Here is a 20,390-nt window from a genome sequence, read left to right as displayed (position 1 = left end):
CAGATTCATGCCAGCCGGCTTGACCCAGCTGGACCTGAACCAGCTGTAAGACCAGGAGCCAGGCCTTGATCAGTTTTCTCCGCGGAACCGTAGCGCACGTCGGCCTGTCCTCGGCGGTGATCGACCTGAACGGCGCCGGCATGAGTGTCAACGCCACCCCGCAGACCCTCAGCCGTCTCCGCGTCGGGGATGAGGGCAAACTGTTCACCTCCCTGATCGTCCGGGAGGACTCGCTCACCCTCTTCGGCTTCGCCACCGACGACGAGCGCGAGGTCTTCGACGTGCTGCTGAGCGTCAGCGGCGTGGGGCCGCGGCTGGCGTTGGCCGTGCTGGCCGTCCACGACCCCGAAGCGATCCGGGTTGCCGCGCACTCCGGCGACGGCAAGGCCTTCACCAAGGTCCCCGGCATCGGTCCCAAGGTCGCCGGCCGGATCGTGCTGGAGCTGGCCGGGAAGCTGGTGCCGCACGGCACCCCGGGCCACTCCGACGGCGGCGCCCCGGCCCGGTCCGCCGAAGCCGTGTGGAAGCCCCAGGTGGTGGCCGCCATGACCAGCCTCGGCTGGTCCGAGAAGGACGCGACCTCCAGCATCGACAAGTCGCTGGCGGAATCGCCGGACCTCGCCGAGGCCGGCAACGTCGCGGAAATCCTCCGTGCCACGCTGCGCTGGCTGGGCCAGGACGGCGCCCGCGCCGGGAACCGTGTAGGTGCCCGTGGCTGAGCCGTCGCTCGTCGCCGGGGGAGAGGAACCGGAGGAACGGGCCATCGAGGCCGCCCTCCGGCCCAAGAACCTGCACGATTTTGTGGGCCAGCACCGGGTCCGCAAGCAGCTCTCGCTCGTGCTGGAGGCCTCCCGGATGCGCGGGCGCAGCGCCGACCACGTGCTGCTGTCCGGTCCGCCAGGCCTGGGCAAGACCACGCTGTCCATGATCATCGCCGCCGAGATGAACGCCCCGCTGCGGATCAGCAGCGGGCCGGCGATCCAGCACGCCGGGGACCTGGCCGCCATCCTGTCCTCGCTCTCCGAAGGGGAAGTCCTTTTCCTCGACGAGATCCACCGCATGTCCCGCCCGGCCGAAGAAATGCTCTACATGGCGATGGAGGACTTCCGCGTCGACATCGTCGTCGGCAAGGGCGCCGGCGCCACCGCGATTCCGCTGGAACTGCCGCCATTCACCCTCGTGGGCGCCACCACCCGCGCCGGGCTGCTGCCAGGGCCGCTCCGGGACCGGTTCGGTTTTACCGGCCACCTGGAGTTCTACTCCGTCGAGGAGCTGGAGCTGGTGCTGCGCCGTTCGGCGGGGCTGCTGGACCTGAAGGTGAACTCCGCCGGGTTCAGCGAGATCGCCGGCCGGTCCCGGGGCACTCCCCGCATCGCCAACCGGCTGCTGCGCCGCGTCCGGGACTGGGCGCTGGTGCACGGGGTTGACCAGATCGACGCGCGGGCCGCCTCTGCTGCGCTGGACATGTACGAAGTGGACAAGCGCGGCCTGGACCGCCTGGACCGCGCCGTCCTCGAGGCGCTGATCACCAAGTTCGGCGGCGGCCCGGTGGGCCTGTCCACCCTGGCCATCGCCGTAGGCGAGGAAACCGAAACCGTGGAAACCGTCGCCGAGCCGTACCTGGTTCGCGAGGGCCTCCTTGGCCGGACCCCGCGCGGACGGATCGCCCTCGCGCCGGCCTGGACACACCTCGGCTTCGCAGTGCCGGCCGGTGCGTTCGGCCAGGATCCGCTGGACCTGTTCCAGGCCGGAGACGCCGTCGGCGGGCCGGCCGGGTTGGCAGCCGACACCGATCCGGAATGGATCCGTAATAGTCAATAGCACTCGCTAGTGACCTTTTCCCTTTAGACTGGTATGACGCTCGGCACGTTCGGGCCTTTGTTTCCGTGCGCGGCTCCCGCTAGCCGCCGATGGCAGGGCAGGGTTTTCTGCCACGGGCCTGCCAGGTTTCCTGCCAGGTTCCACGCCAGGTGGCCCCGGAGCGAAGCGGACGTTGCTGAAAAACCAGCTCGCAAGTACAGAACGGAACTTTCCCCTTGGATCCAATGACAATTCTCCTGTTCGTCATGCTCGGCGTGTTCGTCTTTATGATGTTCCGCCGCAACAAGAAGACGCAGCAGCAGCAGGCGGAGCTCCAGTCGAAGTTCGGCCCCGGCGTTGAGGTCATGACCAGCTTCGGCCTGTTCGGCCGCATCGTCGAGATTGACGAGGCCGAGAACAAGGTTGTTCTGGAGCTCTCCCCGGGCAACACCGCCACTGTGCACCGCCAGGCCGTTACCAAGATCGTCGAGCCGGTTGCCGCCGTCGAGGAACCCACCGTAGTTCCCGACGATGCTTCCTCGCTGACCCTGGGCAAGACCGAAGAGCCCGGCTCCGCCGTCGAGGGCACCACCGTCGCCGGTGACACGCACCGCACCGAAACGCCGGACGAAACCCTGCGCCGCCTGAACGACGAAGGCAAAAAAGACAGCTAGTCTGCCTCCTGAGCAACCCCGCGGAGCTTCAGTGCGCGGGCATCCGCCGGTGCGGTCCTGACCTGGACGCACCGGCGGTTCCTCCGTAAACAATAGAAAGATCGACAATGGCACGAACTGGCCCCAAAAACTCAGCCCGCAGGGTGCTGGTCTGGCTTGGCGTAATGCTCGCCGTCCTGACCGCCGTCCTGGCCGGCGGCACGATGGCCGGGCAGGCGAGCTGGGCCCCCAAGCTGGCCCTGGACCTTGAAGGCGGCACCCAGATGATCCTGGCGCCCAAGGTGGAGGGCGGTTCGGGCATTAACGAAGAACAGCTCAACCAGGCTGTGGCGATCATCCGCCAGCGCGTCGACGGCTCCGGTGTCGCTGAAGCCGAAATCAGCACCCAGTCCGGCCGCAACGTCGTCGTCAGCCTCCCGGGCACTCCGTCCAAGGAGACCCGCGCGCTGATTCAGGCGTCCGCGGACATGAACTTCCGCCCGGTCATCCAGGCCGGCGACGGCGCTGCCGTGCCCGTCGAGGCGCGCACTCCTGAAGACAAGCTGCCCAAGCCGACCGCCGCGCCCGCAAACAGCAGCGACGAGAACTGGATCACCGCGGACGTCTACAAGAAGTTCGAAGCCCTCGACTGCGTCAACCCGTCCCAGGACAAGCAGGAACGCTCCGACCCCGGCAAGCCGCTCGTGACCTGCGAACCGGCCTCCGACGGCCGCCCCGCGATCAAGTACATCCTCGGCCCGGTAGAGGTCAAGGGGTCGAACATCAAGACCTCCTCCTTCCAGCTGCAGCGCGGCGCGCAGGGTGCGGTCACCAACGAATGGGCCGTCGACATCCAGTTCGACGACGAGGGCACGGCCAAGTTCAAGACCATCACCGAGCGGCTGAACAAGTTCTACGTTGCCGCCGGCGGCCAGAGCGGCTCGGATCCGAAGTCGCAGTTCGCGATTGTCCTTGACGACCAGGTTATTTCCGCGCCGCGGTCCCAGGCCGTCATCACCGATGGCCGCCCGCAGATCACCGGCGGCTTCACCGAGAAGTCCGCGAAGGCCCTCTCCGACCAGCTGCGCTTCGGCGCCCTGCCGATCAGCTTCGAGATCCAGAGCGACCAGCAGATCTCGGCCACCCTCGGCGGCGAGCAGCTCCGGATGGGCATGCTGGCCGGCCTGATCGGCTTGCTGCTGGTTGTGGTCTACTCGCTGTTCCAGTACCGGGCCCTTGGCTTCGTTACCGTCGCCTCGCTCGTCGTCGCCGGTGCGCTCACCTACCTGGCCATCGCCATCCTCGGCTGGACGGAGAACTACCGCCTCTCGCTGGCCGGCGTCGCCGGCATCATCGTGGCGATTGGCCAGACCGCGGACTCCTTCATCGTCTACTTCGAACGCATCCGTGACGAACTCCGCGAAGGCCGCGGCCTGGTCTCGGCGGTGGAGAACGGCTGGAAGCGCGCCAAGCGGACCGTCCTGGCCTCCAAGGCCGTCAACCTGCTCGCCGCCCTCGTGCTGTACTTCGTAGCCGTGGGCAACGTCCGCGGCTTCGCCTTCACCCTGGGGCTCACCGCGATCGCCGACCTGATCGTCGTCTTTATGTTCACCCACCCGACCCTGCAGGTGCTGGCCCGGACCAAGTTCTTCGGGGAGGGCCACAAGTTCTCGGGCCTCGACCCGAAGCGGCTCGGCGCCGTGCCCCTCTACCGGGGTGCCGGACGGATCCGGACGCCGGACGACAAGCCCGTCCCGGCGCCGCGCGCCAAGAACACCGGGGCCGCGGCCGAGGCCGAACGCCGGATGACCATTGCAGAACGACGTCTCGCGGAAAAACAGGAGCAGCTCGCCGGTTCCTCCAAGAGCGCGTCCAAGGAAGGCAAGTAAATGGCCAGCTTCGCCACTTTCGGTAACGACCTCTACACGGGCAAGCGCTCCTACGACTTCGTCGGTTCCAAGAAAATCTGGTTCCTGATCGCCGCCGTCGCCGTCGCCCTGTCCATCCTGCTGCCGGTCGTCAAAGGCGGGTTCAACCTCGGCATCGAGTTCCGCGGCGGCTCCGAGTTCACGGTGTCCAACGTCAAGGACCGCGACGCCGCACTCGGCGAAAAGGCCGTCCAGGAGGTCGTCTCCGGCAGCCTGCCGCGCGTCGCGAACGTCGCCGGCAACACCATGCGCATCCAGACGGACAAGCTGAACGACGAAGAGGTCCTCAAGGTCAAGGAAGGCCTCACCAAGGCCTACGGCGTGACCGACAACGAGGTCACCTCGACGTTCGTCGGACCCACCTGGGGCGCGGACGTGACCAAACAGGCCCTGATCGGCCTGGCGATTTTCGTCGGCCTGGCCGCAGTCCTGATGGCGCTGTACTTCCGGACCTGGAAGATGTCGCTTTCCGCCCTCGCCGGCATGGCCGCGACGATGTTCGTCACGGCCGGGGTGTACTCCCTCAGCGACTTCGAGGTGACGCCGTCGGCCATCATCGGGTTCCTCACCGTGCTCAGCTACTCGCTGTACGACACCGTGGTGGTCTTCGACAAGATCCGCGAGAACACCTCCGAACTGCAGTCCTCCACCCGGCGCACCTTTGCCGAAGAGGTCAACCTCGCCGTCAACCAGACCCTGGTGCGCTCCATCAACACCATGATGGTGGCCATCCTGCCGGTCGGCGCCATCCTCTTCATCGGCGCCGGACTGCTGGGCGCGGGCACGCTGCGGGACCTCTCGCTGGCGCTGTTCGTGGGCATCCTGATCGGTACCGCGGCGACCATCTTCGTCGCCGCCCCGCTGTACGCCTGGCTGCGCCAGGGTGAGCCCGATCTGGTCAAGCAGGCCAAGCGGGTCCAGCAGCGGCGGGCCGAAAACGCCGCCAAGTCGGCCCCGGTCACGGCCTAGCCGCCAGTCCCGCCGAACCCGCCCGACGGGCCGGAGAACGTCCCCGACGTTCTCCGGCCCGTCGGGCTTTGGGCGCCGGTTACAAAAGTATCCCGCCACGGGAATAGACTTGAATAATTAACGGGTTGTGAGAGGTGCTTCATTGGAAGAACGTTCGACGCCGGTGCCCGCAGCTCCGGCGGATCAGGCTGCCGGCCAGGGGGCACAGACTGGCTTGGCTGCTCCCGGACGCCCCGACGCGGCCGTTCCGGTGGACAACTCAGGGACCCGCCCGACCTTCCCCGGACGCCGTGAACGTACCCGCTCCAGGCTCGCGCGCCTGACCGGCCGCGGAACACCCGCCTATTCGCCCATCCTCGAACCGCTGCTGCGCACCGTGCGGGCCAACAACCCCAGGGACGACTTCGAGCTCATCCAGCGCGCCTTCGTGGTGGCGGAACGCTGCCACCGCGGGCAAAAGCGCAAGAGCGGGGACCCCTACATCACGCACCCGGTGGCCGTTGCGACCATCCTGGCCGAGCTGGGCCTGAGCGGGACGACGCTGGCCGCCGCCCTGCTGCACGACACCGTGGAGGACACCTCCTACACCCTGGACGACCTCAAGGGCGAGTTCGGCCCGGAAGTCGCAATGCTGGTGGACGGCGTCACCAAGCTGGACAAGGTCAGCTTCGGTGAGGCCGCCCAGTCCGAGACCGTCCGCAAGATGGTTGTGGCCATGGCCAAAGACATCCGCGTCCTGATGATCAAGCTCGCCGACCGGCTGCACAACGCGCGCACCTGGCGCTTCGTCTCCGCCGAGTCTTCGGCCCGCAAGGCGCGTGAAACCCTCGAAATCTTCGCGCCGCTGGCCCACCGGCTCGGCATGAACACGATCAAATGGGAACTGGAAGACCTCTCCTTCGCCGCGCTGTACCCCAAGGTCTACGAGGAGATCGTGCGGATGGTGGGGGATCGGACGCCGGAGCGTGAAAAGAACCTCGCGGTGATCCGCAACCAGATCACCGAGGACCTCCGGGCGGCCAAGATCAAGGCCACCATCACCGGCCGGCCCAAGCATTACTACTCGATCTACCAGAAGATGATCGTCCGCGACAAAGACTTCGACGACATCAACGACCTGATGGGCGTCCGCGTCCTGGTCGACTCGGTGCGCGACTGTTACGCCGCGCTCGGTGCCATGCACTCGCGCTGGAACCCGCTTCCGGGCCGGTTCAAGGACTACATTGCGATGCCCAAGTTCAACATGTACCAGTCGCTGCACACGACCGTGATCGGCCCCGGCGGCAAACCGGTGGAGATCCAGATCCGGACCCATGAAATGCACCGGCGTGCCGAGTACGGCGTTGCCGCGCACTGGAAGTACAAGGACCAGCCCAACCGCACGGCCGCCGGGCCGGGAAGCCCGCGCGACGGCGACATGGGCTGGCTGCGGTCGCTGGTGGACTGGCAGCAGGAAACCTCGGACCCCGGCGAGTTCCTCGACTCGCTGCGCTTTGAAATCAACGCCCGCGAGGTGTTCGTCTTCACCCCCAAGGGTGAAGTGATGGCGCTGCCCGCAGGGTCGACGCCGGTGGACTTCGCCTATGCTGTCCACACCGAGGTGGGGCACCGGACCATCGGTGCGCGCGTGAACGGCAAGCTGGTTCCGCTCAACAGCGAACTGAACCATGGCGACTGGGTGGAGATCTTCACCTCCAAGGCCGAGGGGGCCGGGCCAAGCCAGGACTGGCAGCACTTCGTCAAGAGCGCACGGGCCCGCAACAAGATCCGGCAGTGGTTCAGCAAGGAACGCCGCGAAGAGGCGATCGACCGCGGCAAGGAACTGCTCACCAAGGCGATGCGCAAACAAAACCTTCCCCTGCAGCGCCTGATGACGCACGATGCCCTCGCCGCGATTGCCGAGGACTTCAAGTACACGGACATCTCCGGACTCTACGCCGGGGTGGGCGACGGGCACACCTCGGCCCAGTCCGTGATGGAACGGCTGGTCGAGAGCCTCGGCGGCAACGAAACGCCCGAGGATGACCTGACCGAGGTCTCGATCCCCACCCAGGTCACCAAGGCCCGCTACTCCGACTCTGGGGTTGTGGTCCGCGGCGTCGGGGACGTCTGGGTGAAGCTGGCACGCTGCTGCACCCCGGTGCCGCCGGACCCGATCCTGGGCTTCGTGACCCGCGGCTCCGGAGTCTCGGTGCACCGGACCGACTGCACCAACGTGTCGGGCCTGATGGATCAGCCGGACCGGATCGTCGAGGTCGAGTGGGCGCCGACGCAGTCCAGTGTGTTCCTGGTGGAAATCCAGGTCGAGGCCCTGGACCGCAAGTCGCTGCTCTCCGATGTCACCCGGGTCCTCTCGGAGAATCACGTGAACATCCTGGCGGCGAGTGTGCACACGTCCACGGACCGGGTGGCGATCTCCAAGTTCGCCTTCGAGATGGGCGACCCGAAGTACCTCAGCCATGTGCTCAGCGCCGTGCGGCGAATCGACGGCGTCTTCGACGTCTACCGCACCACCGGCAACAGCCGCCGCAGCTAGCCGTGTAGACGGTCGCGTTCCGGGCCGGAGGGAAGGGCCGCAAGTTTGTCCAGGGCAGCCTTCTTGTACGGCAGCCGCGGCGTCGCTTCCACCGCCCGGATGAGCAGCTTCAGCTTCACGCCGAGTTCGGGCGCGGCCAGCATTGCGCCCAAGGCCGGCAGGGCACGTTCCGGATCGACGTGCAGGGCAATGTCCACCGCCGTCCGCAGCGGACTGGAGACCATAAGCCCGCCGAGGCTGACGACGTCGAACGGGCCGAGCCGCACTTCGTGGAAACTGCAGCCGCGGGTGGCCCTGAGGCTGGAGACCCGCCGGGTGGCATCCACCAGCAGCGCCATCCGGTCCGGTTCCCCGGCGCAGCCGTAGATCCACGCTGCCGTCATCCGCCCGGCGACGACCCGTTGCCGGATGGGCGGCGGAATGGTGCAGGCCGCCGCCCGCGCCCGCAGCTGCGGGGTGGAGGCGGCGCCGGGCGGCAGGTAGCCGCGCTGCGAGAGCCTCGTCAGCACGCCGTCGGCCGCCATGGCCTGGAGTTCAACCCAGGAGAACAGCGCCCCGGGGGAGTAGAGCACGGGCGACGGCGCACCCGCCGGCTCGCGCGGGGAACGGCAATCCGGCAGTCCGGAGATGCGGAAGCCGGAAGCGGGGTTGCCGGGCACAGGGACCATTCAGCCATCGTGCCGTCTTGGCCGGAACGCGGAACAGGCCCCGCCCCGGTCATGTGGATAACCGGGCGGAGCCTGTTGCGGCCGGCGGGCAGACCCGGCGGCGGAGATTGCTTCAGCGGATAATGCTAGGAGAGTTCGCTGGCGGAGCGTTCCAGCTGCTCCAACCAGGCCTGGCGTGCCTCGAGGGCTTCCTTCGCCGCCTTGATCTTGCGCTCGTCCCCGGCCTTCTCTGCCTTGGCCAGGTCGTCCTTCAGCCCGCTGATGGCCGCCTCCAGCTGCGACAGGGCGCTGTTGGTGCGTGCCTTCGTTTCGGGATTGGAACGCTTCCAGTTCTCATCCTCGGCGTTGCGGACGGCGTCCTCCACCTTCCGGAGGCCGGCCTCAATCCGGCCCATGTCCGCGCGCGGAACCTTGCCGGCTTCCTCCCAGCGGTCGCGGATGGACTGCAGCGCCTTCTTGGCGGCCGCGAGGTCCTTGATCGGGAGCAGTTCGTTGGCCTCTACCAGCAGGGCTTCCTTGACCACGAGGTTCGCGCCGTATTCCTGGTCGATCTCCTCGTTGGCGGCCTGCCGGTTCGTGAAGAAGACGTCCTGTGCGGCCCGGAACCGGGCCCAGAGAGCGTCGTCGTCCTTGCGGCTGGCGCGCGGGGAGGCCTTCCACTGGTCCATCAGCCGGCGGTACTCGCCGGCGGCGTGCCCCCAGTCGGTCGAGGAGGACAGTGCCTCGGCCTCGGTGATCAGCTTTTCCTTGGCGGCCTTGGCGGCGGAGTTGTTGCTGTCCAGCTGGGAGAAGTAGGCGCGGCGGTGCCGGTCGAAGACCGTGCGGGCGGCGCGGAACCGCTTCCAGAGCGCGTCCTCGTTGCTCCGGCCCAGCCGGACGCCGCTCTTCTGCGCCGTCTTCCAGCTCTCGAAGAGTTCGTTCATCCGGGCGCTGGAGGTCTTCCACTGGATCTGTGCCGGGTCGTGCCCGGCGATCTCCTCGGCCTCGGCGACGATCGCCTCGCGGGCAGCCAGTTCGGCGGCGCGGACGGCGTCGTGTTCGGCCTTTTCGGTCTTTTCCAGCGCGGTGATCTGGCCGGACAGGGTGTCCAGGCGGGCCTCGGCGGCTCGGAGGTCACCGACCATGTTGCGTTCGGCCAGCTGCTCGCGCAGGTGCGTCACGGTCTTCTGCATGTCCGCGGCCGGTGCCTTGGAGGCCACTCGCTGCTCCAGCAGGACGATCTGGGCCAGGACGTCGTCGTACTTGCGGGCGAAGTAGCCCAGCGCCTCGTCATCGCTGACGCCCGGGTACTGGCCGACGGCGTGTTCCTCGCCGTCGATGGTCAGGAACACCTGGCCGTCGCCCTCCACGCGGCCCCAGCGGGCAGCCTCGGCAAGCGATGCGGCGCTGGAGGCAGGGGTGGCGGCCGGTGCGGCGACGGACGGCGAGGCCTTCGGTCGGGCCGCAAAGGCGGCGGGCGACGGCGCCGGGCGCGGGGCAGGCGCAGGTACCGGCGAAGATGCCGGTGCGACGGCGGGCTCCTCGGCCGCAGCGGGGGCTGGCTCGGGTGCTTCCGCCGGGGCGGCCTCTTCGGCCGCGGCTTCGGCGGCGGGTTCCGCCGTCGGGGCCTCGGCCTCGGCCGGGGTCGCCTCGTTGGCCGCTTCGGTCACCGCAACCTTGGCTTCGGTCTCGTTGGCAGCTGCTGCCACTGTTTCGTCGGATTTCTGACTGTCTGTCACCGCTAGAAGTCTTTCGCTTGGAGGGAAATACCGGCACCGCGGCCACGCGGGCCCCGGCAGGTTACTTCAGAGAGAACGAGTCTATCGTGACTGGTTCCACAGGTGCGCCGTCCGTGGCACTGGCACCCGGTTTGACACCGGCCGCGGCAATATTGGCCACCACGTCCAGACCGGACGTGACCTTGCCGACCACTGTGTAGCCGCCGGCGGCATCCGCCGGGATCACGGTGTCCTTGTAAACGATGAAGAACTGGGTTCCGTTTCCGTAGGCGTTGCCGCCGGTCCGTGCCACAGCGATGGTGCCGGCCGGATACTTGTTGTCTGCCGGGGTGTTTTCCAGCGGACCCCAGGTGAACGCGGGATCACTGTTGCCGTCCCCGGACTTGGAGCCGCACTGCAGCACGCCGAAGGACTCCGCGGTCGTGAGCCGGTGGCAGTTGACGCCGCTGTAGAAGTTCTGGTCCGCGAGGGACTTGAACACGGCGGCCGCCTGCGGGGCCGTGGTGCCGTCAAGTTCCACACCGACGGTGCCGCGGTTGAGGGCAAGCGCACCGGTGAAGGTCTTGCCCGCCGCGGTCTCCGGCTTGGGAATGTTGTCGCCGTTGCTTGGGCTGGCGGACGGGGTGGCGGACGCAGACGGGCTTTTCAGCCCGGCCTCGGCGGCCTTGAATTCGTCCTCGGTCGGGTTGCCGGCGAAGACTGTCAGCTGCAGCACAATGGCCAGGGCAAGGACGGCGGCACCGCCGGCGATGGCGAGGACGTTGTCGCGCTTTCGGCGCTTGTCCTGCTCACGCCGCAGCTCACGCTTTGCCTCCATCTGCTGGACGCGCCGCTTGGCTTCGCGGGCGCTCCGTGAACTGGCCGCCAATGGTCCTCCTGGTTGTAGGGCCGCATCCCGGGCGGCGCGTCGTCGGCGCCGTCGGGGGTGCAGCAAGCAAGCTGCGGCAGCGCCGCCCGCCGCGTGCGCATTAGAGATGCGCGCGGCAAAAAGCATAAACTGACTGCCGCACACAGTTTATGCACGACTGGCCGGTCTGCGCGCGACGCCGCGGCCGTTGTATCCGCCGTCGTAATCAGAGGAGAAAATTCCACCATGGCACGCACCGCCTCCCTGTCCGGATTCCCCGAGTGGCTTCCCGAGGAGCGGCTGGTGGAGTTGCATGTGCTGGATACCCTGCGGCGGACCTTTGAACTGCACGGCTTCTCCTCGATTGAGACCCGGGCGGTGGAGACCGTCGGGCAGCTGCTGCGCAAGGGGGAGATCGACAAAGAGGTCTACGGGCTGAGCCGGCTGCAGGACGACGAGGGCGCAGAGTCCCCGTCGCATAAGGCCGACCCGCACGCCCTGGCCCTGCACTTCGACCTCACCGTGCCGTTCGCCCGCTACGTGGTGGAGAACGCCGGCTACCTCGCCTTCCCGTTCCGCCGCTACCAGATCCAGAAAGTCTGGCGGGGCGAGCGTCCGCAGGAAGGCCGCGCCCGCGAGTTCACCCAGGCGGACATCGACATCGTCGGCGACGGCGAACTGCCGTTCCGCTACGACGTCGAAATCGCGCTGGTGATCGCCGAGGCCCTCAGCGCCCTGCCGATCCCGGACTTCCTGCTCCGGATCAACAACCGCAAACTGGCCGAGGGCTTCTACACCGGGATCGGACTGGCCGACACCGCCGGAGTGCTGCGCAGCATCGACAAACTCGAAAAGATCGGCCCCGCCAAGGTGGCCGAACTGCTCAAGACCGAACTCGGAGCCACCGAGGAACAGGCGCAGGCCGCGCTCAAGCTGGCCGCGATCCGCACCGGGGACACCTCGTTTGTGCAGCAGGTCCGGGTCCTCGGCGTGGACAACGAGCTGCTGGAGGAAGGCCTGAACGAGCTGGAACAGGTCATTGCCGCCGCCGTCCAGCGCGCCCCGGGCAAGGTGGTCGCGGACCTCAGCATCGCCCGCGGCCTGGACTACTACACGGGCACCGTGGTGGAGACCGTGCTCGTGGGCCACGAACAGCTCGGCTCGATCTGCTCCGGCGGCCGCTACGACGCCCTCGCCAGCAAGGGCAACCGCAAGTTCCCCGGCGTCGGGCTCTCCATCGGCGTGACCCGGCTGGTTTCCCGGATCCTCAGCCAGGACCTCGCCAAGGCAACACGGTCCGTGCCGACCGCCGTGCTGGTGGCCCTCAACAGGGACGACAGCTGGGGCGCGGCGCAGGACGTCGCCGCGCAGCTGCGCGGCCGCGGGATCGCCACCGAGGTCGCGGCCAAGGCTGAGAAGTTCGGCAAGCAGATCAAGTTCGCGGACCGCCGCGGCATCCCCTTCGTCTGGTTCACCGACGACGACGGCAAGCACCAGGTCAAGGACATCCGCACCGGTGAACAGCTCGACGCCGATCCGGCGACCTGGGCGCCGGCCGCGGAAGACCTGCACGTCCGGGTCCTGAAGGCTTAGGCCGCAGCCCTCCTACCCCGTCGAGGCCCTCCGCCGCCGCAGCACCAGGAACCGGCCGGTGGCCCCTGCCGCGAGCACGGCGGCCATGCCCAGCGCCGAGGCCGGCGGCAGGGTCACTGCCAGCAGCAGGCAGCCGAGGAACCCCAGCACATTGAGCCAGCGCGGGGCATGCCACGGGCGCGAGGTGAGGGTGAAGGCGGCGGCATTCGTCACTGCGTAATAGACCAGGACGCCGAAACTGGAGAAACCCACCACGGTCAGGACGTTGGTGGTCAGCAGCAGCACGATGACCGAGGCCGCGACGGTCAGTTCGGCGGTGATCGGAACCGTGTGGGCCCCGCCCACCCGGGCCAGCGGCGCGGGCAGGTCCCGTTCCCTGGCCATCGCCATCGCCGTCCTGCCCACCCCCGTAATCAGGGCCAGCAGTGCTCCGAGGCACGCTGCCGCCGCCCCGGCCTGGACCAGCGGAGCGCCGAGGCTGAGCCTTGAGCTGCTGACGGCGTCGAGCAGCGGCGCCGTCGAGCCGGCCAGTTGAGCCGCGGGAAGGTGCCACTGCAGCAGGGCCGCGAGCCCCAGGTAGATCAGAAAGGCTCCGCCGAGCGCGCCGAGGATGGCCCGCGGGATGGTGCGGGTGGGGTCCTTGACCTCCTCGCCGAGCGTGGCGATCCGGGCGTAGCCGGCAAAAGCGAAGAACACCAGTCCGGCGGCGGGCAGCACACCCCACACGTTCTGGCCGTCGGCAGTTCCGGCAGCGGCCCCGGCGCCCGCCGGGTGCGGGCCGAGCAGTGCCGCCGCCGCCACGAACGCGATGGTGGCGAGCACCACGGCGAGCAGTACCTTGGTCAGCAGCGCCGTACGGGTGATGTCGAGCAGGTTCACGCCGGTCAGCACAACGACGGCGGCCACCGCCACCGGCGTCGCGAATTCCGGTGCCGCATAGTGCCCGAAGGTCAGCGCCATCGCCGCGCACGAGGCCGTCTTGCCGGTGACAAAGCCCCAGCCGGCGACGAACCCCGGCCATTCGCCCAGCTGCCGGCGGCCATAGACGTAGGTCCCGCCGCTGGAGGGGTACATGGCCGCCAGCTGCGCCGATGCCACGGCGTTGCAGTAGGCCACCACGCCGGCCACGGCCACGGCGAGGGTCAGCAGCGGACCGGCCAGGGCCGCGGCGGGGGAGAAGACCACGAACACACCGGCACCCAGCATTGAGCCGAGGCCGATCGCGGTGGAATCGACCGCGCCCAGGCGGCGCTGCAGCTGCCCGGGGCGGAGTGGTGGGATTGCCATGGCAGGCGGGGCCTTTCCAACGGGTAAACTCGAACGGGACCGTTCCTGTAGCGGTCCCATTTAATACCACCCTGTTTTCCTTCTGAAAGGCGAGCTGTGCTGCGCACACACGACCTCGGATCCCTTCGCTCCGAGCACATTGGACAAACCGTAACCCTCGCCGGCTGGGTCGGCCGGCGTCGTGACCACGGTGGTGTCGCATTCGTGGACCTGCGCGACGCTTCGGGCGTCTCCCAGGTGGTCGTTCGTGAAGAAGAGGTCTTCCACGGCCTCCGCAACGAATTCGTGCTGCAGGTCATCGGCACCGTCGCCAAGCGCCCCGAGGGCAACGAGAACCCCGCGCTGGCCACCGGCGAGATCGAGGTCATGGCCGAGAAGGTCACCATCCTCAACACCTCCGATCCGCTGCCGTTCCAGATCGACGAGCACGTCGAAGTGGGCGAGGAAGCCCGCCTCAAGCACCGCTACCTGGACTTGCGCCGGCCCGGCCCCGCCCGCAACCTGCGCCTGCGTTCCGAGGCCAACCGGGTTGCCCGCGAGCTGCTGCACCAGGACGGCTACGTCGAGATCGAGACCCCCACGCTGACGCGGTCGACGCCGGAAGGCGCCCGCGACTTCGTCGTCCCCGCGCGCCTCGCGCCGGGTTCCTGGTACGCGCTGCCGCAGTCCCCGCAGCTGTTCAAGCAGCTCCTGCAGGTGGGCGGCTTCGAGAAGTACTACCAGATCGCCCGCTGCTACCGCGACGAGGACTTCCGCGCGGACCGCCAGCCTGAGTTCACCCAGCTCGACATCGAAGCCAGCTTCGTCGAGCAGGACGACATCATCAAGCTCGGCGAGAGCATCGTGACCGCGCTGTGGAAGCTGATCGACGTCGAGATCCCCACCCCGATCCAGCGGATCACCTACAACGACGCGATGGCCCGGTACGGCTCGGACAAGCCGGACCTGCGCTTCGGCCTGGAACTGACCGAGCTCACCAAGTTCTTCAAGGACACCAACTTCGGCGTTTTCAAGGCCCCCTACGTCGGTGCCGTGGTGATGCCGGGCGGTGCCTCGCAGGCCCGCCGCGCCCTCGACGGCTGGCAGGAATGGGCCAAGCAGCGCGGCGCCAAGGGCCTGGCCTACGTCCTGTTCAAGGAGGACGGCGAACTTGCCGGCCCGGTCGCGAAGAACCTGACCGAGACCGAACGTGCAGGCCTGGCCGACGCCGTCGGCGCCAAGCCCGGCGACTGCATCTTCTTCGCCGCCGGCGAGAAGACCCCGTCCCGCGCGCTGCTCGGCGCGGCCCGGGTCGAGATCGGGCACCGCACCGGCCTGATCAACCCGAGCGACTGGGCCTTCTGCTGGGTGGTCGACGCGCCGATGTTCGAACCCGCCGCGGCCGCCGTCGCGTCCGGTGACGTCGCCGTCGGAGGCGGCAAGTGGACGGCCGTGCACCACGCCTTCACCTCGCCCAAGCCCGAATTCATGGACAGCTTCGACACGGACCCGGAAACCGCCCTGGCGTACGCCTATGACATTGTCTGCAACGGCAACGAAATCGGCGGCGGCTCCATCCGTATCCACCAGGGCGACATCCAGGAGCGCGTCTTCAAGGTCATGGGCCTCTCGCACGAAGACGCCCAGGAGAAGTTCGGCTTCCTGCTCGAGGGCTTCAAGTTCGGCGCGCCCCCGCACGGCGGCATCGCATTCGGCTGGGACCGTGTTGTCTCGCTGCTCGCGGGCGTGGACTCGATCCGCGACGTCATTGCGTTCCCGAAGTCCGGGGGCGGCTATGACCCGCTGACCCAGGCGCCCGCGCCCATCACGGCGCAGCAGCGCAAGGAAGCCGGCGTTGACTTCAAGCCGCAGGACAAGAAGGACGACGGCTCCAAGTAGCCGGCCCGCTCCACCGCAGAGGCTCCCCGGGCAACCGGGGGGCCTTTGCTGTCGGCCGGGACGTGATGATCTGAGACAGGAAGGGGACTCCTTGGAACCGGAATCCGGGCCCGGGCTGGAGGCGCTGATGGACGCCGCCTGGCCCGCCGCCGACCGGGAGGACTCCGGCGGCTGGGTGCTCCGCGCCGCCTCCGGCGTGACGCAGCGCGCCAACTCGGTGTGGCCCCGTGAGGTGGGAGTCGATGCCCACGCGCAGCTCGCGGCGCTCCAGGACGCACGGCTGTGGTACCGGGCCCGCCGGCTGCCCCTCATCTTCCAGGTTTTCGACGACCCGCGCTCCGCGCCGCTGAACGCCGTGCTCGACTCCGAGGGGTTCACCCGCCAGTCCGAAACGCTGGTTATGGTGCGCGGCGGCGGTTCTGCCGCGGCGTCGGGCGACGGCGTCGAGATCTCGAGTCAGCCTTCGGCGGAGTGGCTACGGCTCTGGTGGAGCGTGGACGGGCGCGGCGACGCTGAGGCCCTGGACGTCGCCCGCGGCATCCTGACCGGCTGCCCCTCGCTGTACGCCCTCGTGCGTGACGACGACGGCGCCCCGGCCGCCGCCGGACGACTCGCCCTGCCCGACGCCGAACCCGGCAGCCCCCGCCACGGCGGCCTGTACTGCATGGCAACCCGGCCAGATTTACGACGCCGGGGCTACGCCTCCCGAGTGCTGCAGGCACTGCTGGAGGAGGGCGCACGCCTGGGTCTGGCAGGCTACTGGCTGCTCGTCACGGCGGCCAATACCGGGGCGCAGGAACTCTACGCCCGGGCCGGCTTCGGGGAGTCGGGCCGGTACCTCTACCGGCAGGAACGGCCCAAACGGCACCTGACCGGCTGCTAGGGGGATCGGTCTAGTGTTCCCCGGGACTGCCGGTACCGGAGTCCCGGGGAACGCGACAGGGCCACACTCGTCAGATCGGTGCGATGCCGGCGCGGGCAGGGCCCCTGCGAGGAGTCTGTGCCCATCGATTTGCCAGGAATGGCCGCTAAGCCACCCCGGATGGCGGCCATTCTCGTCAGATCGGTGCGATGCCGGCGCCGGCAGGGCCCCTGCGGGGGAGTCTGCGCCCATCGATTTGCCAGGAACGGCCGTTAGACCACCCATGGACTTCAAACCGCAGTCCATCCCGCCTGATCCAAGGCCTGGCAGGGCTCGCGTACCTGGGGATGTTTGTCGCCGTCGCCATTGCCGGGCTGTCACTGGCCGTCGCCACCCACCGCCTCCGCCGTGCTGGACCGCAAGCGTGTCCTTGGCCTGATGCACCTGATGGGGATGCCGGTGTCCATCCTGCGCTGGATCATCATTCGCGAAGCGGCCGTCCCGCTCCTTACCGTCCTGCTGCTCTCGGCTGGCCTGGGGTTCCTCGTGGCCTGGCTGATGGTGACCTTAATCAACGACGCCTACCGCGTGGCCTGGCCGGGGCCCGGATACTTCATGGCGCTGGGGCCCAGCCTGCTTCTGGCCATCGGAGCGGTCGCCGCGACATTCGGTTTCATCCGGGGCAATACCGCCACAACGGCCACCCGCTTCGATTAGCCCCGTGTCCGACGGCGGCTACGTCACCACGATCCGGACCGCGCACGCGTCGGCGGCGGCCTTTTTCAGTACCGGCAGGAACGGCCCAAACGGCACCTGACCGGCTGCTAGGGAGTGGCCTGCTGGGGGTTGATACGGGCGACCGGCTCACTGGACTGACGAGTCAATGCAGGACTGGTTGCGCAGCCGGAGGAATAGACGATCTTCGCGTGGAACACGTAGCGGAGCGTGAAGGCCCCCACAAGAGTGGCGGCCTGGGCGGCGATCGGGTCGATCAGCAGTACATCGACAGCAAAGAGCAGCACCGGAAGCCGAAGCAGGGCTTCCAGATTGTTAAAGCTGAAGCTCTGGACGAACCGTTTCCGGCAGCCATTCACCTTGTCGCGCAGCGTGCCGAAGACGACATGCTCCTGCATGATGAAGTTGGACAAAATGGTAAGTTCCGCGGCGACCGTCGCGGCGACAGCGTAATGGATGCCGGCCGAATGCAGGAACGCCATGATCATGAGGTTCATGAGGGCGCCCACAGCGCCCACGATGGCAAACAGGAAAGCTGTCCCCGCGCGCAGTTGTCCTAGCTGCCGGACGAAGCTCAGCCCCGTTTGCAGCCGCGCCTTCGACGCTCCGGCCGTTCGCCGGTCCTGCCCGATAGGAATTTCCCGTATCCGCAGCCGGTGCCGGGCCAGTATCTCAAGAAGGATCTTGAAGCCGCTGGGCCGGAGGATTTCCTGGTCAATGGCCGACCGCCTGATCGCAAAGAACCCGGACATCGGGTCGGAACAGCCGCGCATTCTGAGCGGAAACAGGCACCGCGTCAGGGCCCTGGCTCCCAGGGAGACCCCACGGCGGAACGTGGCTCTGACGCCGTCTTGGCCGCTGGGCCGGCCGATGCCGCGGGCTGCGACGACCACGTCTGCGCCCGAGCCTTCGATTTCCGCGAGAAGGGCTGGAATCGCTTCCGGAGGATGCTGGAGGTCCCCGTGCATCACGAGGCAGTACTCTGCATTGCTGGACGCAATGCCATCCGCGACGGCGCCGCTCAGGCCGCCGGTGGGCGACCGGCGTGTGATGAGCCGAACTGGCAACCCCGTGTGTAACGCGGAATAGAGGATTAGCTCCGGCGTCCGGTCCGTTGAGTCGTCGACGAAAACCAGTTCCGCATCCAGGCCGTCGCAGGCCGCAGCAGTTCGACAGATGAGGTTTTCGATGTTGGGCGCCTCATTGCGGGTCGGAACAATGATTGAGAGCATCATGGCCGCGTCTTTCCGTTGGCGTCCTGGGCCGGGGCAGCCGTCACCCGCCGGATCGACCACTCGCCATACGTCTGGACAGGTTCGGAATTTTCCAGCGCTGTCTTTGCCAGTTGGAGGCCCAGGTTGTCGATGTTGGACGTCACGGACGGGCCGACGATTATCCATTTGATGTCGCGCCAGCCTCCGGGGCGTTCGGTTCTAAACTGCCTGTCGAGGTCCGCCTTCTCCGTTGCGATCATGGTCCAGGCGTTGTTCCACCCGCTCGAGTTCAAGTCCTGCCACATGGAGTACGGCGCAAGAACGACGTCCTGGCGCGACACATTGCGCTGGACCCACGTCATGGCTTGCCGCCAATTAGAGTTGCTGTCCGCGGTCAGGAGGAGTCGGTCCTGTTCGAACCACTGCGGAACGGACATGAGCACCAAGGATCCGGCGAGGGCGAGCGTGAAAGCGGCGCGCAGGGGATGTTTGAATCCCGGCGAACGACGGCCCAGCTTGTCCATGGCGCTCCAGGCGATGTCAACCGCAGTTCCCAAAGCAAGGGCGAGAAACGGAATCACGCCAATCACGTACATGGCTGGAAGGTACCCTTGGCCGACAACGATGGGGACGGCAAAGGAGACGATTGCCGCGGTGACCACTTGCGCCCGCCGTCGGAGCAGGCAAACGACGGCGGCAGCGAGGCCGGCAGCAATGAGGTACTTGTCGAAGTAAAGCCAGCCTGCCAGCAACTGCGCACGGCTCGAACCCGCCTGGAAAATGGTGCCGGAGCCGGAGCGCTCCAGGAACTGATAGCTCAAAGCCGTCTGCAGTGATACATGGTCGGGTCCCGCCAACAGTTCGTTTCGCAGCAGTGCCGAGAGCGGATAGAAGGCCAGGACCAGCCCGCCCGCGCCGAGGAAGCCGACCACCGAGAAGGATCGGTTGCTCCATTTGGGACGGTGGATGAGGGCCAGCAGCAGGGCTGGGCCGAAGATGGCGAGGGTCTCCTTCGAGAGTACCGCCACGGCGAAGCAGATCCCCGCCCCGATGTGGTGCCACAGCGCATCCCGGGACGACAGCGCCAGGTAGAAGGCAAGCAAGAGCCAGGGGACGCCGATGTTGTCGAGGTACACCTGGCGCCCCAGCACGAGGGACAGCGGGGAGAGGATGAACACGACGGCAGTCATCGTCGCAAACGGGATCCGCAGGCGCAGCCGACGGGCGAGCAGGTAGAGCAGTACGGCGCCGGCGACGAAATACATTGCAATCACGTATCGCGTCCCGCCGATGGCGGTGCCGTCGCCCAACCCCAGCAGATGGGGAAACCAGTTCAGGGCGGCGAGCTGGATCCACCCCAGCGGGGGATGGTCATACCAATAGGTGTAGGGGGCCAGGCTTCCGGACGCGACTGCGTACGCCTGGGCCGTGTAGGTGCCTTCGTCGTCTTGATAGTTGGGCGCTCCGGTCAGGTTCCACAGTGCCAGTACGGCTGCCCCGACCGTGAGTGCGGAGAGTACTGCCTTGTCCCAGACGGTCATGGTGGTCAGTGTGAAGGGAGCTGAACCGGCCGGGCTCCGGTGCCGGGCCGGTCGACGGTCTCCGGTTGCTTCCGATGCTGTGGGGGCAGGCCCGGCCGGGGGGCGAACCGGCGCCTCCAGGACTTCCGTTGTCTCGGGTTGGGCCGTGGACAGTTCCTGGG

At 67.7% G+C, this 20,390-nt stretch carries 16 protein-coding genes; 10 read left to right on the top strand and 6 right to left on the bottom strand.

All coding sequences use genetic code 11. From position 1 onward, the window contains the following. The first annotated feature begins 65 nt into the window (after window positions 1-65). The 6 genes from ruvA (at window position 66) to ABLI39_RS12285 (ending at window position 7,886) form a co-directional block, all read left to right on the top strand. Window positions 66-719 carry a Holliday junction branch migration protein RuvA gene (ruvA, locus tag ABLI39_RS12310; protein WP_349413713.1) on the top strand — a complete coding sequence of 218 codons (654 nt, stop codon included), beginning with the start codon at window positions 66-68 and terminating at the stop codon, window positions 717-719. Then, window positions 712-1,821: a Holliday junction branch migration DNA helicase RuvB gene (gene ruvB / locus ABLI39_RS12305; protein WP_349413712.1), complete on the top strand. Its 1,110-nt coding sequence runs from the start codon at window positions 712-714 to the stop codon at window positions 1,819-1,821. Before ruvA ends, ruvB begins: the two co-directional genes overlap by 8 nt. A gap of 224 nt (window positions 1,822-2,045) precedes the next feature. Continuing rightward, on the top strand, window positions 2,046-2,474 hold the full coding sequence (yajC, locus tag ABLI39_RS12300; protein WP_349413711.1) for a preprotein translocase subunit YajC: 429 nt from the start codon (window positions 2,046-2,048) through the stop codon (window positions 2,472-2,474). 107 nt (window positions 2,475-2,581) lie between these two features. After that, window positions 2,582-4,342, top strand: coding sequence for a protein translocase subunit SecD (gene secD / locus ABLI39_RS12295; protein WP_349413710.1), 1,761 nt, complete (start codon window positions 2,582-2,584; stop codon window positions 4,340-4,342). Next, window positions 4,343-5,350, top strand: coding sequence for a protein translocase subunit SecF (gene secF / locus ABLI39_RS12290; RefSeq protein WP_349413709.1), 1,008 nt, complete (start codon window positions 4,343-4,345; stop codon window positions 5,348-5,350). A 142-nt stretch (window positions 5,351-5,492) separates the two neighbouring features. After that, window positions 5,493-7,886, top strand: a complete 2,394-nt coding sequence (locus ABLI39_RS12285; RefSeq protein ID WP_502935228.1) for a RelA/SpoT family protein — start codon at window positions 5,493-5,495, stop codon at window positions 7,884-7,886. On the opposite strand, the gene ABLI39_RS12280 is transcribed toward ABLI39_RS12285, so the two are convergent. The 3 genes from ABLI39_RS12280 to ABLI39_RS12270 form a co-directional block, all read right to left on the bottom strand. Continuing rightward, window positions 7,883-8,554, bottom strand: a complete 672-nt coding sequence (locus ABLI39_RS12280; RefSeq protein ID WP_349413707.1) for a type IV toxin-antitoxin system AbiEi family antitoxin — start codon at window positions 8,552-8,554, stop codon at window positions 7,883-7,885. The two genes, ABLI39_RS12285 and ABLI39_RS12280, sit on opposite strands and share 4 nt — an antisense overlap. 125 nt (window positions 8,555-8,679) lie before the next feature. Next, entirely contained in the window at window positions 8,680-10,272 is a 1,593-nt protein-coding gene (locus tag ABLI39_RS12275) for a DUF349 domain-containing protein (protein ID WP_349413706.1), read from the bottom strand. A 61-nt stretch (window positions 10,273-10,333) separates the two neighbouring features. Further along, complete coding sequence (locus ABLI39_RS12270; protein ID WP_349413705.1) at window positions 10,334-11,140, bottom strand: peptidylprolyl isomerase; 807 nt, start codon at window positions 11,138-11,140, stop codon at window positions 10,334-10,336. A 225-nt stretch (window positions 11,141-11,365) separates the two neighbouring features. Between ABLI39_RS12270 and hisS the strand changes: the two genes are divergently transcribed. Beyond that, on the top strand, window positions 11,366-12,712 hold the full coding sequence (gene hisS / locus ABLI39_RS12265; RefSeq protein ID WP_349413704.1) for a histidine--tRNA ligase: 1,347 nt from the start codon (window positions 11,366-11,368) through the stop codon (window positions 12,710-12,712). Between the two features lie 12 nt (window positions 12,713-12,724). On the opposite strand, the gene ABLI39_RS12260 is transcribed toward hisS, so the two are convergent. Then, complete coding sequence (locus ABLI39_RS12260) at window positions 12,725-13,999, bottom strand: APC family permease (protein WP_349413703.1); 1,275 nt, start codon at window positions 13,997-13,999, stop codon at window positions 12,725-12,727. A gap of 96 nt (window positions 14,000-14,095) precedes the next feature. Here ABLI39_RS12260 and aspS point away from each other — a divergent pair, with 96 nt between their 5' ends. From aspS to ABLI39_RS12245, 3 genes are all read left to right on the top strand, one after another. Beyond that, on the top strand, window positions 14,096-15,877 hold the full coding sequence (gene aspS / locus ABLI39_RS12255; protein WP_349413702.1) for an aspartate--tRNA ligase: 1,782 nt from the start codon (window positions 14,096-14,098) through the stop codon (window positions 15,875-15,877). Between the two features lie 127 nt (window positions 15,878-16,004). Beyond that, entirely contained in the window at window positions 16,005-16,760 is a 756-nt protein-coding gene (locus ABLI39_RS12250) for a GNAT family N-acetyltransferase (protein ID WP_349413740.1), read from the top strand. 387 nt (window positions 16,761-17,147) lie between these two features. Then, complete coding sequence (locus ABLI39_RS12245; protein WP_349413701.1) at window positions 17,148-17,456, top strand: FtsX-like permease family protein; 309 nt, start codon at window positions 17,148-17,150, stop codon at window positions 17,454-17,456. A gap of 107 nt (window positions 17,457-17,563) precedes the next feature. Here ABLI39_RS12245 and ABLI39_RS12240 read toward each other — a convergent pair whose 3' ends face one another. Together ABLI39_RS12240 and ABLI39_RS12235 are read right to left on the bottom strand one after the other, a co-directional pair. Beyond that, complete coding sequence (locus tag ABLI39_RS12240; RefSeq protein WP_349413699.1) at window positions 17,564-18,709, bottom strand: glycosyltransferase; 1,146 nt, start codon at window positions 18,707-18,709, stop codon at window positions 17,564-17,566. Beyond that, window positions 18,706-20,229, bottom strand: a complete 1,524-nt coding sequence (locus ABLI39_RS12235) for an ArnT family glycosyltransferase (protein WP_349413698.1) — start codon at window positions 20,227-20,229, stop codon at window positions 18,706-18,708. Before ABLI39_RS12235 ends, ABLI39_RS12240 begins: the two co-directional genes overlap by 4 nt. Between the last annotated feature and the right edge of the window lie 161 nt (window positions 20,230-20,390).

Origin of the sequence: Pseudarthrobacter sp. B907, assembly GCF_040137805.1 — a bacterium.
Taxonomy (GTDB): Bacteria; Actinomycetota; Actinomycetes; order Actinomycetales; family Micrococcaceae; genus Arthrobacter.
The sequence above is the reverse complement of the archived record's forward strand: the minus strand, read 5'-3'. Positions and strand labels throughout refer to the sequence as shown.

Bases quoted from the DNA above. Each gene is read 5' to 3' on its own strand.
- yajC (WP_349413711.1), top strand. From the start codon at position 2,046: ATGACAATTCTCCTGTTCGTCATGCTCGGCGTGTTCGTCTTTATGATG.
- secD (WP_349413710.1), top strand. From the start codon at position 2,582: ATGGCACGAACTGGCCCCAAAAACTCAGCCCGCAGGGTGCTGGTCTGG.
- secF (WP_349413709.1), top strand. From the start codon at position 4,343: ATGGCCAGCTTCGCCACTTTCGGTAACGACCTCTACACGGGCAAGCGC.
- ABLI39_RS12280 (WP_349413707.1), bottom strand. From the start codon at position 8,554: ATGGTCCCTGTGCCCGGCAACCCCGCTTCCGGCTTCCGCATCTCCGGA.
- hisS (WP_349413704.1), top strand. From the start codon at position 11,366: ATGGCACGCACCGCCTCCCTGTCCGGATTCCCCGAGTGGCTTCCCGAG.
- ABLI39_RS12260 (WP_349413703.1), bottom strand. From the start codon at position 13,999: ATGGCAATCCCACCACTCCGCCCCGGGCAGCTGCAGCGCCGCCTGGGC.
- ABLI39_RS12250 (WP_349413740.1), top strand. From the start codon at position 16,005: ATGGACGCCGCCTGGCCCGCCGCCGACCGGGAGGACTCCGGCGGCTGG.
- ABLI39_RS12240 (WP_349413699.1), bottom strand. From the start codon at position 18,709: ATGATGCTCTCAATCATTGTTCCGACCCGCAATGAGGCGCCCAACATC.
- ABLI39_RS12235 (WP_349413698.1), bottom strand. From the start codon at position 20,229: ATGACCGTCTGGGACAAGGCAGTACTCTCCGCACTCACGGTCGGGGCA.